11 protein-coding genes are annotated in these 12528 nt (G+C 68.0%); 8 read left to right on the forward strand and 3 right to left on the reverse strand.

Annotated elements, in window-relative coordinates:
• Positions 1-127: 127 nt before the first annotated feature.
• From IEQ11_RS21175 to IEQ11_RS21185, 3 genes are all read right to left on the reverse strand, one after another.
• Entirely contained in the window at positions 128-916 is a 789-nt protein-coding gene (locus IEQ11_RS21175; RefSeq protein ID WP_036106369.1) for a TSCPD domain-containing protein, read from the reverse strand.
• 142 nt (positions 917-1058) lie between these two features.
• Positions 1059-1574, reverse strand: coding sequence for a hypothetical protein (locus IEQ11_RS21180; RefSeq protein ID WP_036106366.1), 516 nt, complete (start codon positions 1572-1574; stop codon positions 1059-1061).
• A gap of 265 nt (positions 1575-1839) precedes the next feature.
• Positions 1840-3993, reverse strand: coding sequence for an adenosylcobalamin-dependent ribonucleoside-diphosphate reductase (locus tag IEQ11_RS21185; protein ID WP_191822517.1), 2154 nt, complete (start codon positions 3991-3993; stop codon positions 1840-1842).
• Positions 3994-4800: 807 nt separating this feature from the next.
• Here IEQ11_RS21185 and IEQ11_RS21190 point away from each other — a divergent pair.
• From IEQ11_RS21190 to IEQ11_RS21225, 8 genes are all read left to right on the forward strand, one after another.
• Entirely contained in the window at positions 4801-6234 is a 1434-nt protein-coding gene (locus IEQ11_RS21190; RefSeq protein ID WP_191822518.1) for a Do family serine endopeptidase, read from the forward strand.
• 281 nt (positions 6235-6515) lie between these two features.
• Entirely contained in the window at positions 6516-6878 is a 363-nt protein-coding gene (locus IEQ11_RS21195) for a hypothetical protein (protein WP_036106356.1), read from the forward strand.
• A gap of 20 nt (positions 6879-6898) precedes the next feature.
• Positions 6899-7429, forward strand: a complete 531-nt coding sequence (locus tag IEQ11_RS21200; protein WP_191822537.1) for a CobD/CbiB family protein — start codon at positions 6899-6901, stop codon at positions 7427-7429.
• Positions 7426-7809 (forward strand): hypothetical protein, encoded by a 384-nt coding sequence (locus tag IEQ11_RS21205; protein ID WP_051547306.1) that lies wholly within the window; start codon positions 7426-7428, stop codon positions 7807-7809. Before IEQ11_RS21200 ends, IEQ11_RS21205 begins: the two co-directional genes overlap by 4 nt.
• 430 nt (positions 7810-8239) lie before the next feature.
• Complete coding sequence (locus IEQ11_RS21210; protein ID WP_425494652.1) at positions 8240-9469, forward strand: AI-2E family transporter; 1230 nt, start codon at positions 8240-8242, stop codon at positions 9467-9469.
• A 100-nt stretch (positions 9470-9569) separates the two neighbouring features.
• Positions 9570-10133: an endonuclease V gene (locus tag IEQ11_RS21215; RefSeq protein ID WP_281439946.1), complete on the forward strand. Its 564-nt coding sequence runs from the start codon at positions 9570-9572 to the stop codon at positions 10131-10133.
• 198 nt (positions 10134-10331) lie between these two features.
• A complete protein-coding gene (locus tag IEQ11_RS21220) occupies positions 10332-11048 on the forward strand; it encodes an HAD family hydrolase (RefSeq protein WP_096416145.1) in 717 nt (238 codons plus the stop codon).
• Positions 11045-12427, forward strand: a complete 1383-nt coding sequence (locus tag IEQ11_RS21225) for a leucyl aminopeptidase family protein (protein WP_191822520.1) — start codon at positions 11045-11047, stop codon at positions 12425-12427. Before IEQ11_RS21220 ends, IEQ11_RS21225 begins: the two co-directional genes overlap by 4 nt.
• Positions 12428-12528 lie beyond the last annotated feature (101 nt).

A 12528-nucleotide genomic window follows, 5' to 3' on the forward strand; every position in this document is an offset into this window, starting at 1 on the left:
CCATCGCGGCGTCTCGATCCAGCAAATGAAGAGGGGCTCCAAAGAGCCCCCTTGGATTCGCGATTGAGCCTGATCGCGGCTTATGGCTGCCCGCGCATGGCGACTTCGCGATTACCTCATCATCGCCTCAGCCGCACTTGGAATAGCCGCAGTTCAAGCAGGTCGCGCAGCCGTCCATGAGGACCAGCGCCTTGGTGCTGCACTTGTGGCAGACCGTGGCCGAGGGCGGAAACGAGGCGCCGTCGCCGGTGACGCTGACGTCCTCCACGCGCGGTTCGATCACGGTGATCGATGCCGACGCGGTTACCTCAGTGTTTTTTTTTGAGCCGCGCTGCTCGTAGGCGGCGCGCTTCTCGGCGATCAGCGCGCGTTGCGAATCGCTCATTTCCGGGTCGTGGATCATGCCGATCGACTTGAGGTGGTCCTCGACGATGGCGCCCATCTCGGCGACCAGGGACGGCATGTACACGCCGCCGGCCTTGAAGTAGCCGCCGCGCGGGTCGAACACGGCCTTCATCTCGTCGACCAGGAAGGTCACGTCGCCGCCCTTGCGGAACACCGCCGACATGATGCGCGTGAGCGCCACGATCCACTGGAAGTGGTCCATGTTCTTGGAGTTGATGAAGATCTCGAACGGACGGCGCGATTCGTGTTCGGTGCCGGCGTTGAGCACGATGTCGTTGATGGTGACGTACAGCGCGTGTTCGAACAGCGGCGATTTGATCTTGTAGGTCGAGCCGATCAGGATCTCGGGGCGCTCGATGCGCTCGTGCATCTGGATGACGTCGGCGACCGGCAGCTCGACCGGCGCGTTGCGCGCGGCGGCGGCAGCTTCGGCGGCGCGGGCGTCCTTGGCCTTGTCTTCCTGGGTGACGACGCTGTAGCCCTTGATTTTCTTTTCGATCTTGACGGCCATGGGCCCGACTCCTGATTGCGGCGGTGCTTGTTCGTGTGCGGGTGCTGCGGGACTTGCGGGGCGAGGCGGCGCGGGATGGGCCCGGATCCTCACCCCAGCCCTCTCCCGCGAACGGGAGAGGGTGGGACGGCGCGGTCAGGCCTTACTTCGCGGCTTTCTTCGCGGCCTTCTTGGCGGCCTTCTTCGCGGGCGCCTTCTTGGTCGCCTTCTTGGCGGCGGCCTTCTTCACGGCTTTCTTGGCGGGCGCCTTCTTGGTCGCGGCTTTCTTGGTCGCGACTTTCTTGGCCGCCTTCTTCGCGGTCTTCTTCACGGCCTTGACGGCTTTCTTGGCCGCCTTGACCGCTTTCTTGGCGGCTTTCTTCGGCGCGGCCTTCTTGGCGGCCTTCTTCGCCGCCTTCTTGGCGGGCTTCTTGCCGGTGGCCTTGTCCTTCAGCGCGGTGGCTTCCTTCTTGGCCTTCGCGCTGGCGGTGGCGAGCTTCTTCTTCGCCGTGCCGACGGCTTTCTTGGCGGCCTTGCGGGCCTTGGTCGCGGTCTTCTTGACCGAGGCCACGGCTTCCTCGGCCCGGGTCGCGATCGCGCTGCCGAGGTTGGATGCGGTTTCTTTCACGTTCTCGGCAGCCTGGGTCAGGGTCGCCGTCACTCCATTTCCGTTGCTCATGATGCCCTCCTGATGGGCGTTCTTAATCGCGGTACGTGAGCGTTACTTGCAATCGGGGGGTGTTACCGGAGCGATGCTATACCTGCTGCGCGCGGCTAGACAGTGGCCGCTCGTCGGTTCGCCGCGCGCGCGCGTGATTCGAGCTGAAAATCCGCGGCCGCGAGGGTGGTGTCCGCGACCGCGATGCCTTCGATCGCGCCGCGCCGGCGCGTCGGGCGACGCCCGAACGCGCGGCCCGCGGTGGCGGGCGCGCGGCCGGACCGGCTTAGAACTTGCCGTAATACCCTTCCTTGAGCGCATCGAACAGGTTCGCGGCGGTGTGCATTTCGCCGTCGTATTCGATCTGTTCGTTGCCCTTGACCTCGATCACGCTGCCGTCGTCGAGTTCGAAACGGTAGGTGGTGTTCTCGAGGTCGGCTTCCTTCACCAGCACGCCCTGGAACGCGGCCGGGTTGAAGCGGAAGGTGGTGCAGCCCTTGAGGCCTTGCTCGTGGGCGTAGCGGTAGATGTCCTTGAAGTCCTCGTACGGGTAATCCGTGGGGACGTTCGCGGTCTTGGAAATCGAGCTGTCGACCCATTTCTGCGCGGCGGCCTGGACGTCGACGTGTTCCTTCGGGGTGATGTCGTCGGCGGAAATGAAGTAGTCGGGCAGCTTGGCCTCGGCTTCCTCACTGAACGGCATCGCCTTGGGATTGATCAGTTCGCGGTAGGCCAGCAGCTCGAAGGAATAGACGTCGACCTTTTCCTTGGACTTCTTGCCTTCGCGGATCACGTTGCGGCTGTAGTGATGGGCGAACGACGGCTCGATGCCGTTGGAGGCGTTGTTGGCCAGCGACAGCGAGATGGTGCCGGTCGGAGCGATCGAGCTGTGGTGGGTGAAGCGGCTGCCGACGTCGGCCAGCTCTTCGACCAGTTCGGGCGCGACCTGCGCCACCCGCTGCATGTAGCGCGAGTACTTGGCGTGCAGGACCTTGCCGGGGATTTCCTGGCCGATCTTCCAGCCATCGGCCTTCATCTCCGGACGCTTGCGCAGCATCTCGGCGGTCACGGCGAAGCGCTCTTCCATGATCGGGGCGGCGCCCTTCTCCTTGGCCAGCGCCAGGCCCATTTCCCAGCCGGCCACGGCCATTTCGCGGGCGATGCGGTCGGTGAACTCGCACGAGGCCTTGGAGCCGTACTTCATCCGCAGCATGGTCACGGTGCTGCCCAGGCCGAGGAAGCCCATGCCGTGGCGGCGCTTGCGCATGATCTCGTCGCGCTGCTGCTGCAACGGCAGGCCGTTGACTTCGACCACGTTGTCGAGCATGCGGGTGAACACGCGCACGACTTCCTTGTATTCCTCCCAGTCGAACTCGGCCCGGTCGGTGAAGGCGTTGCGCACGAACTTGGTCAGGTTGACCGAACCGAGCAGGCAGGCGCCGTACGGCGGCAACGGCTGCTCGCCGCAGGGGTTGGTCGCGCGGATGGTCTCGCACCACCAGTTGTTGTTCATCTCGTTGACGCGGTCGATCAGGATGAATCCGGGCTCGGCGTAGTCGTACGTCGAGACCATGATCATGTCCCACAGGTGCCGCGCGCGGATGTGGCCGTAGATCTTGCAGGCGACCAGGCCGTCTTCGCGCGAGATGTAGTTGCGCGTGGTCGGCCAGTCGCGCCACACCACCTGGGCGGCGTCCTCGAGGTCGACGTCGTCGCGTTCCTTGATGTTGACCGGGAACACCAGCGGCCAGTCGGCATCGGTCTTGACCGCTTCCATGAAGCCGTCCGTGATCAGCAGCGACAGGTTGAACTGGCGCAGGCGGCCGTCTTCGCGCTTGGCGCGGATGAAGTCCTTCACGTCGGGGTGGCTGACGTCGAAGGTGCCCATCTGGGCGCCGCGGCGGCCGCCGGCGGAGGACACGGTGAAGCACATCTTGTCGTAGATATCCATGAAGGACATCGGACCGGAGGTGTACGCCCCGGCGCCGGCGACGAACGCGCCGCGCGGCCGCAGGGTGCTGAATTCGTAACCGATGCCGCAACCGGCCTTGAGGGTCAGGCCGGCTTCGTGGACTTTCTCGAGGATGCCGTCCATCGAGTCTTCGATCGTGCCCGAGACGGTGCAGTTGATCGTCGAGGTGGCCGGCTTGTGTTCCAGCGCGCCGGCATTGGAGGTGATGCGGCCGGCCGGGATCGCGCCGCGGCGCAACGCCCAGGCGAAGCGCTCGTACCAGTACTGCTGCTTCTCGGCATTGGGCTCGGCGTCGGCCAGAGCGCGGGCGACTCGCAGGTAGGTGCCGTCGATATCGGCATCCACTGCCTCGCCGTTCTTGGTCTTGAGGCGGTACTTCTTGTCCCAGATGTCCTGGGACGCGGGCTGCAGGGCCATGTCCTGCTCTGCCGCCGGGTTCTTCACCGCCTCGAGGCGCACGCTGCTCATGCCTGTTTCATCTCCTTCTATTGGCGGCGGGCCGTTGGGTTGCGCCCGCCGCCGGTGGTTTCTTTTTTGAACGGGTAATCGGGGTGGATCTGAAGGTGTTGCGTACTGCGGGTGGATCGATCGATCAACTGCCTGGTAATCGGGACACTCTATGTATGTCCCGCGACCTCACTCGATCCCACGCATGCTGTGTAACGAGTGCTGCGTGTAGAGCCTGTCGCGGGTGTTGCGCCTGGCGCCGGACAAGGTCCTTAGCCGGGTGGGTCAGCCCGTCGTCAGCCCCCCGCCGACGACGACGCACGCGATCGCGTGATTTACGCGCCGCGTGCGGCTGGTATGCGTGTCTTGAGGTTCTCGTTCGTCGTCGTCATGCGCCCGCTCACTGTCTAGGCGATGCCTGCACACCCACCCAAGCTGAACCCCTACGCTTGGGCTCCTCCTGCCGGACCGACCACTAGATGTTGTGGCCCCGCAGGGACTTCAAACTACGCCGCGCGTTTGGCGAAGTCAACGGCTTGTTGATGACTATCACGCTTTATCTGCCCCGGCTCTGTCACAGATTCCAGTTCCGGCGCGCGGTGAGCGCGTACCGGCGAAGGGCCTGCGTACACTGCCCGGCCCGCGCTGGCCGTGCATCACTTCATCGGCTATTTATTGCCCTGCTCCAACAATGAACGGGTCCGGCGCCGAACCACTGCGCGCCGCGGCGGTCCAAGCCTGCGACCGGCGCGGCCGCCCTGGCCTCACCGGGCCGACCTGCCACGATGTCCTCCCTCTTTCTTTCACGTTGACCGGAACCGCGACGCGATGCGCCCTCTGCCGACCTTGCTGACCCTTGCCCTGGCCGCCGCATTCGGCGGTTTCGCCGCCACCGCGATCCGCGAAGGGATCCAGGCACCCGCGGCGGCCTCGCCGGCCGCGGCCGCGGTGATGCCGACCACCGCCGCATTGCCGGCCTCGGTCGGCGGCCAGTTGCTGCCGTCGCTGGCGCCGATGCTGCAGAAGGTGACCCCGGCCGTGGTCAGCGTGCATACCAAGCAGACCGTGCGCATCCGCAACCCGTTCGCCAACGATCCGTTCTTCCGCCGCATGTTCCCGAACATCCCGCAGGAGCGGATCAACGAATCGCTGGGCTCGGGCGTGATCGTCGACGCCAAGAACGGCTACGTGCTGACCAATCACCACGTGATCGAAGGCGCCGACGAGGTCTCGGTGACCCTGGCCGACGGCCGCACGGTCAAGGCCGAGTTCCTCGGCTCGGACCCGGACACCGACGTGGCGGTGATGCGGATTCCGGCGCAGAACCTCAGCGCGATCGCCCTGGCCGATTCCGATGCGCTGCGCGTCGGCGACTTCGTGGTCGCGGTCGGCAACCCGTTCGGGATCGGCCAGACGGTGACCTCGGGCATCGTTTCGGCGGTCGGCCGCAGCGGCCTGCGCGGGCTGGGCTACCAGAACTTCATCCAGACCGACGCCTCGATCAACCCGGGCAATTCCGGCGGCGCGCTGGTCAATCTCGACGGCGAACTGATCGGCATCAACACCGCCAGCTTCAATCCGCAGGGCAGCATGGCCGGCAACATCGGCCTGGGCTTCGCGATCCCGGTGAATCTGGCGCGCAACATCAAGGACCAGTTGATCGCCAACAACGGCGTGGTGCGTCGCGGCACGCTGGGGCTGGAGTCGCAGGACGTCACCCCGCAACTCGCGGCCGGGCTGAAACTGTCCGAGCCGCGCGGCGCGCTGGTCTCGCGCGTGTTCGCCGGCAGCGCGGCGGCGGCGGCCGGGCTCAAGCCCGGCGACGTGATCCTGACCGCCAACGGTCAGCGCGTCGACGGCCGCGATGCGCTGCGCAATTTCGAAGGCCTGCAGGCGATCGGCAGCAAGATCGCGCTGGAGGTGCAGCGCGACGGCCAGCCGCTGCAACTGAACGCGACCCTGCGCGAGCAGCCCAAGGCGATGGCCGGCGCCGAGCTCGATCCGCGCCTGACCGGCGCGACCTTCGCCGAAGTGCCCGAACGCCTGCGCCAATCCGGCGTTTCCGGCGTGGTGGTGGAAAGCGTGAGCCGCGGCAGCCGCGCCGAGGCGAACAATTTGCGCAAGGACGACGTCATCGTTGCGGCCAGCAGCGGCGATTTCGACGATCTGCCCGGTTTCCGCGCGAGCTTCACGCGGACTCCGGCACAGTTGGTCCTGCGGATCCGCCGCGGCAACAGCGTCGGCAATCTGCCAATGCAGTAATCGCCGATGGCGTAAGGCGCGAAGCAGCGCGCCGTCGCCGTCCGCGGTGTTTTCGTTTCAGTGTTTTCGTTTCGATGCGACAGGTTCCAAGCGACACCGTCAAGGCAACACGCTTCAATGCGTCATGTTCGATGCGCCATGCTTCATCGCACCGTTCGCGGCGCATCGGCTCACCCTCGTCGCGAGTCGCCGATCGGCCCCCGCCGCCCGGACCCGCGACAACCCGCTAGAACCCTGGACTTGTTCAGCGGTTCATCCATGCAGCACGGAGGAACACCCTGATGACCCCTACCTCGACCGACGCTATCAAGAGCAACCTGGGCGAAGCCGGCACCCACCTCAAGCAAGCCGCCGCCGACGCCGGCGAAGCGATCCGCAGCGCCGCCGGCGTGGCCGGTGAAGAACTCAAGATCGGCAAGGCCAACGTCAAGTCCGGCCTGGCCGACAGTGCGCTGGCCGGCATCGCCGCGGCCGAGAACGCCGGCGGCGCCGCGCGCGAGCAAGTCGACGCGCTTATGGACAAGGGCCGCGACCTGATCGAAAGCGCCGCCGAACTGGTGCGCGAACGTCCGCTGGCGTCGTTCGGCGTGGCCTTCGCCGCCGGCTTCATCATCGCCAAGCTCGCCCGCGGCGGCGACAAGTAAGCGTGAGCGACACGCCCGGCATGGACCCTCACGCCCAGGCGCCTTCGGGCGCCCCAGGCGGCGACTCGCAACGTGCCGCCGCGGACGATCGCGCACCATCGATCGACGAGGCGTTCCGCGACATCGGCAGCGCGGGCCGCGAGGGCCTGTCGGCTGCGCTCGACACCGGCCGCGCCTTGCGCGGCTTGGTGGCGGCCGATCTCGCCCTGGCGCGCAGTGCGCTGGGGCGGGCCTTGCTGTGGGTCAGCGTGGCGATCGTGTTCGGCGCTTCGTCGTGGCTGTTGCTGATGGCGGCGCTGATCGCGGTGCTCAACGGCGTGCTGGGCTGGTCGTGGATGGCCTCGATGGCGTTCGCGGCGGGCCTGAGCCTGGTCGTGACCGGCGTGGGCGTGTGGCAGGCCCTGCGTTACTTCGAACACACCCGCCTGGACGCCACCCGCCGGCAATTGCGCCGGCTCGGGATCGGCGACGACGAAGACGACGATGCGCCCGCGCTCGGCGTCGCACCGGGGCTCACGCCCCGCGATCCCAACCGCACGGAGGCGCGATGAGCCGTTTCGAAGCCCTGCAACGCCGGGTCAACAAGCGCGAGAAGCTGCTCGAAGGCCGTTATCAGCAGGCGGTCGAGCGCAAGAACGAATTGAAGGCCAGTTGGCGCGAGGCCTGGACGCCGGGCCGGATCGTCATCGCCGGCCTGGTCAGCGGGTTCGTGATGGGTCGCGCCGAGCCGGTCAAGATCGCGGTCAAGAGCGGCAACCTGATGCAGATCGTGACCCTGCTGTCGGGCCTGTTCGCCGGCACCAGCGCGCAGGAAGCCGCGCAGAGCGCCGACAAGGCCGCGGGCCAGGCCGGCCACGCGGCGCGCGAAGCCGGCCACGCCGCCGACAGCGCGCAGGCGGCGGTGCAAACGGGCGAACGCGACGCGGCCTAGGCCGCTTGTCCGCGCGCATGGCGGAATCTGCAACGGCGATGCTTCGGTCATTCGCCATTGCCAACCTGGTTTCCGACTGCGGCAGCGGCGCCAGCCGCGACCGCGACACCGCGCCTGGGTCGCGCCGGCGATGTCGTGGCGCGTCGATCCTCGCAGGCGCAAGCAGTTTGAGTCGCGATGACCTCGCTCCCGGCATCGACGCCGGTCGGCATGCGCTTCCCGCAACGACCCGGGCCGTGACTGCGTTTTGTCGCGATGACCTCGCTCCCGGCATCGACGCCGGTCGGCATGCGCTTCCCGCAACGACCCGGGCCGTGACTGCGTTTTAAAGCACTCGTTTGGCGATGGGCCGGGCGTGTGCCCGGCGTGATGGCGAACACACACGCAACAGCGCACAGTACGCGCTCCTGAAAGCCGAGCCTTCGCCGCCTTGAGCCTGCCCGCGCCGCCGTCCGCCTCAACCGAGCCGTCCGACCCGGCGCAAACGCCGCCGGCCGACGCGCGCACCGCTGCGTCCGCGCCCAGCGTCGATACGACCGCCGACACCCCGACGTCCGCAACCGACGCAACCGCATCATCGCCACCGCCCGACACCGCGGCCAAGCCTCCGCCGCCGCCGCGTCCGCGCGCGTCGATGCCGCTGCTGGTGCTGGCGATGCTCGCGATCGGCTACACCTTGTGGGCCGCGCAGGAACTGCTGCTGCCGGTGCTGCTGGCCGCGTTCTTCGCTTTGGTCGGCAATCCGATCCTGCGCCTGCTCGGCAAGTTCTACGTGCCGCGTGTCCTCGGTGCGTTGATCGTGCTGGCCGGCGGTCTCGCGGTCGCCGGCGCGCTGACCGTGCAACTGGCCGAGCCGGCCGGCGAATGGGTGCGTCAGGTGCCGCGCGAGATGAAGCAGATCGGCCCGAAGCTGCGGCAGATGACCAAGCCGCTGCAGGACGCCAACCGCGCCGCGCAGAACTTCGCCCGCGCCGCCGGCGGCGAAAGCACCAGCAAGCCGGTGCAGGTGGTCAAGACCGAACTCAACGATCCCTATCGCTCGCTGACCGCCACGCCCAAGTACATCGCCCAGGCGCTGGCGGTGGTGCTGCTGACGTTCTTCTTCATGGTCTACGGCGAATCCCTGCAGCGCAACGCGATCGCCCTGCTGCCGAGCCAGCGCAAGAAAGTGGTCACCATCGACATCCTGCATTCGATCGAGCGCGAGATCTCGCGCTACGTATTGACCATCAGCCTGATCAACACCGGCCTCGGCCTGGCCCTGGCGGGCGCGCTGTACGCGCTGGGCGTGCCGGTGCAGGAGGCGCTGCTGTGGGGCACGATGGCGGCGATCCTGAATTTCGCTCCGTTCGTGGGCCCGCTGATCGGCATGGCGGTGATGCTGCTGATGGGCCTGGTCGCGTTCGACGAGTTGTGGCCGTCGCTGCTGCCGGTCGGGCTGTACCTGCTGCTGCACACGATCGAATCGCAGGCGGTGACGCCGATCGTGCTGGGCCGGCGCATGCGCTTGTCGCCGCTGGTGCTGATCCTGGCGCTGATGTTCTTCGGCTGGCTGTGGGGCATCATCGGCCTGCTGCTGGCGGTGCCGATGCTGGTGTGCGTGAAGCTGGTGCTGGCGCGGATCGAAGGCCTGGAGGGTTGGTCGAAGTTGCTGGAGTGAGGTCGCGCGCCAAGCCTCGCGCCGCGGTATTCGAGGTCTTTGTGGCAGCGGACTCAGTGCCGCCGCTGTCCCCTCCGCCGCGTCGGAATCGTCAGCGCTTCTGCAGCCGCGTAATCGCCCCGAACAGTCCGCAATGATCCTCGCCGTCGACGTCCAGTACCGCGAAACCTCCGCCACCGTCGCCGGCGTCCTGTTCGCCGATTGGGACGATGCGCAAGCGCTCGCGTCCCACGCCGTGGTCTGCGAAGAAGTCGCCGAGTACGTGCCCGGCGAGTTCTATCGGCGCGAACTGCCGTGCATCCTGCGTCTGCTCGACACCTTGGCCGAGGCGACGATCGACTGCATCGCGATCGACGGCTACGTCTGGCTCGGCGCCGAGCGACGGCCCGGGCTCGGCGCGCACCTGCGCGATGCGCTGGGCGAGCGCTTGCCCGTGGTCGGCATCGCCAAGACTTATTACGCGGGCACGCCGGCCGAAACCGAAGTGCGGCGCGGCGGCAGCGATCGGCCCTTGTATGTATCGGCCGCGGGCATGACGCTGGACGAGGCCCGCGCCGCGGTCGCGCGGATGAGCGGCAGCCACCGGATTCCGGATCTGCTCAAGCAGGTCGACCGGTTGGCGCGCGGGCTGGAGGCCCCGGCGCCGCTGACGCCGTCGCGCTAGCGTTCGCCGCGAGCCGACGACCGTGGCGGTCGTCGTGCCCGCCGCGCAAGAACGACGCGATTTCGCGAAATGGACTTCGGCCCGGGCAGCTTTCGCCAGCGTCACCACGCTTCCACAACCCGGCACAAGCCGGTGCCGACCCGGGCCGCTCGCCGCGCGTCACCCATTCAGCCGGTCGCCGCGCGCTAAAATGCGCGCATGACCTTACCCATCCGCGCCATCACCCTCGATCTCGACGACACCATCTGGCCCATCGCTCCGGTCATGATCCGGGCCGAGAGCGTGCTCGTCGATTGGCTGCGCGAGCACGCGCCGCGCACCGCCGAACGCTATCCGGCGCCGGCCATGCGCGAGCTGCGCGACCGCATCGCCGCGCAGCGGCCGGACCTGGCCCACGATTTCACCGAACAGCGCCGGCTGACCCTGGAGCACATGCTGCGCGATTCCGGCGACGACACCGCGCTGGCCGCGGCCGCGTTCGACGTGTTCTTCGCCGCGCGCTGCGAGGTCGAGCATTACGCCGACAGCGAGCACGCGCTCGCGCGCCTGGCCGCGCGGCTGCCGCTGGCGGCATTGACCAACGGCAACGCCGACCTGCACCGGATCGGGCTGATGCCGCTGTTCCGCTTCCAGCTCGGCGCGCGCGAACACGGCCGGGCCAAGCCCGACGCCAGCATCTTCCACGCCGCCTGCGCGCGCCTGGAGGTGGAGCCGGCGCAGGTGCTGCACGTCGGCGACGACATCGAGATGGACGTGGTCGGCGGCGCCCAGGCCGGCCTGCGCACCTGCTGGATCAATCGGGAACACCGCAGCTGGCCGCGCGAACACGCGCGTCCGGACCTGGAATTCACCACCCTTGCCGAACTGGCCGACTGGCTGGACGCGGCGCACCGCACGGACACCGCCACCGCATGACTCTGCCCCTGGGTTTCACCTCCGATGCCGGCGACGCGCTGCCGCTGGCCCTGGTCCGCCGCGCCTCGTTCGACAGCTGGCGCGCGACGCTGAGCGAATCGGCCGCGGCCTGGGTCGACGCGCAGGGCTTCGACGCCTCGCCCGGCACCGTGCTGACCCTGCCCGACGGCAACGGCCGCATCGCCTCGGCCGCGCTCGGCATCGGCGATCCGCGCGATCCGTTCTCCTACGGCCACGCCCCGTTCGCGCTGCCGCAGCGCGATTGGCAGGTGAGCGGCGAAGACGACGAGGCGAGCGTGAGCGCGCTGCGTCTGGGCTGGGGCCTGGGCAGCTACCGCTTCAGCCGCTACAAGACGCCGATGCGCGCACCGGCGCGACTGGTCGTCGACGCGGCGCTGGAAGGCGACGAAAGTTTCGACCTGCTCGCCGCCTGCGTGCGCGTGCGCGATCTGATCAACACCCCGACCGAGCACATGGGCCCGGCCGAACTCGAAGCGGTCGCGCGCGAGATCGCGCAGCGCTTCGATGCCGAGATCGAGGTGATCACCGGCGATGCGCTGATCGAGCAGAACTTCCCCGCGATCCACGCGGTCGGCCGCGCCTCGCACCGCGCGCCGCGCTTGATCGCGCTGCGCTGGGGCGATGAGGCGCACCCGCACATCGCCCTGGTCGGCAAGGGCGTGTGCTTCGACACCGGCGGCCTCGACCTCAAGCCGGCCGACGGCATGCGCTGGATGAAGAAGGACATGGGCGGCGCCGCGCACGCTATCGCGCTGGCCGAACTGATCATGGCGCGCAAGCTGCCGCTGCGGATCACCCTGCTGGTGCCGGCGGTGGAAAACTCGGTCGGCCCGGACGCGTTCCGTCCCGGCGAAGTCATCGCCACCCGTCAGGGCATCAGCGTGGAGATCGACAACACCGACGCCGAAGGCCGGGTGATCTTGTGCGACGCGCTGACCTACGCCGGCGAACAAAAGCCGGTCTGGCTGCTGGACTTCGCCACCCTGACCGGCGCGGCGCGGATCGCGCTGGGCCCGGACCTGCCGGCGTTGTTCACCAATCAGGACGCGATCGCGGTGCAGTGGCTCGAAGCCGGCCAGCGCCAGCGCGACCCGCTGTGGCGCATGCCGCTGTGGCGTCCGTACCTGCGCTATCTCACCAGCAACATCGCCGACCTCGCCAACGCCGGTCCGTCGAAGATGGCCGGTTCGGTGACCGCGGCGCTGTACCTGGAGCGTTTCGTCCCCGCCGATCTGCCGTGGGCGCATCTGGACGTGTACAGCTGGAACGACGCCGACCGCCCGGGCCGCCCGGCCGGCGGCGAAGCGCAGGGCCTGCGCGCGGCCTACGCCATGCTCAAGGCGCACGCGAGCGAGTGATCGATCGCGCGCTTTCAACGCAGTCGTGGGCATCGGCCGGGATCAGACCCTGATCCGGCCGATGTTCCGATTCGCCGCGCCGATCGCTCATGCGCCGCCAC

This window comes from Lysobacter capsici (assembly GCF_014779555.2).
Classification (GTDB): domain Bacteria; phylum Pseudomonadota; class Gammaproteobacteria; order Xanthomonadales; family Xanthomonadaceae; genus Lysobacter; species Lysobacter capsici.

Coding starts and splice junctions, on each gene's coding strand:
- IEQ11_RS21185 (WP_191822517.1), bottom strand. CDS start 3,993: ATGAGCAGCGTGCGCCTCGAGGCGGTGAAGAACCCGGCGGCAGAGCAG.
- IEQ11_RS21220 (WP_096416145.1), top strand. CDS start 10,332: ATGACCTTACCCATCCGCGCCATCACCCTCGATCTCGACGACACCATC.
- IEQ11_RS21190 (WP_191822518.1), top strand. CDS start 4,801: ATGCGCCCTCTGCCGACCTTGCTGACCCTTGCCCTGGCCGCCGCATTC.
- IEQ11_RS21175 (WP_036106369.1), bottom strand. CDS start 916: ATGGCCGTCAAGATCGAAAAGAAAATCAAGGGCTACAGCGTCGTCACC.
- IEQ11_RS21195 (WP_036106356.1), top strand. CDS start 6,516: ATGACCCCTACCTCGACCGACGCTATCAAGAGCAACCTGGGCGAAGCC.
- IEQ11_RS21200 (WP_191822537.1), top strand. CDS start 6,899: ATGGACCCTCACGCCCAGGCGCCTTCGGGCGCCCCAGGCGGCGACTCG.
- IEQ11_RS21180 (WP_036106366.1), bottom strand. CDS start 1,574: ATGAGCAACGGAAATGGAGTGACGGCGACCCTGACCCAGGCTGCCGAG.
- IEQ11_RS21225 (WP_191822520.1), top strand. CDS start 11,045: ATGACTCTGCCCCTGGGTTTCACCTCCGATGCCGGCGACGCGCTGCCG.
- IEQ11_RS21205 (WP_051547306.1), top strand. CDS start 7,426: ATGAGCCGTTTCGAAGCCCTGCAACGCCGGGTCAACAAGCGCGAGAAG.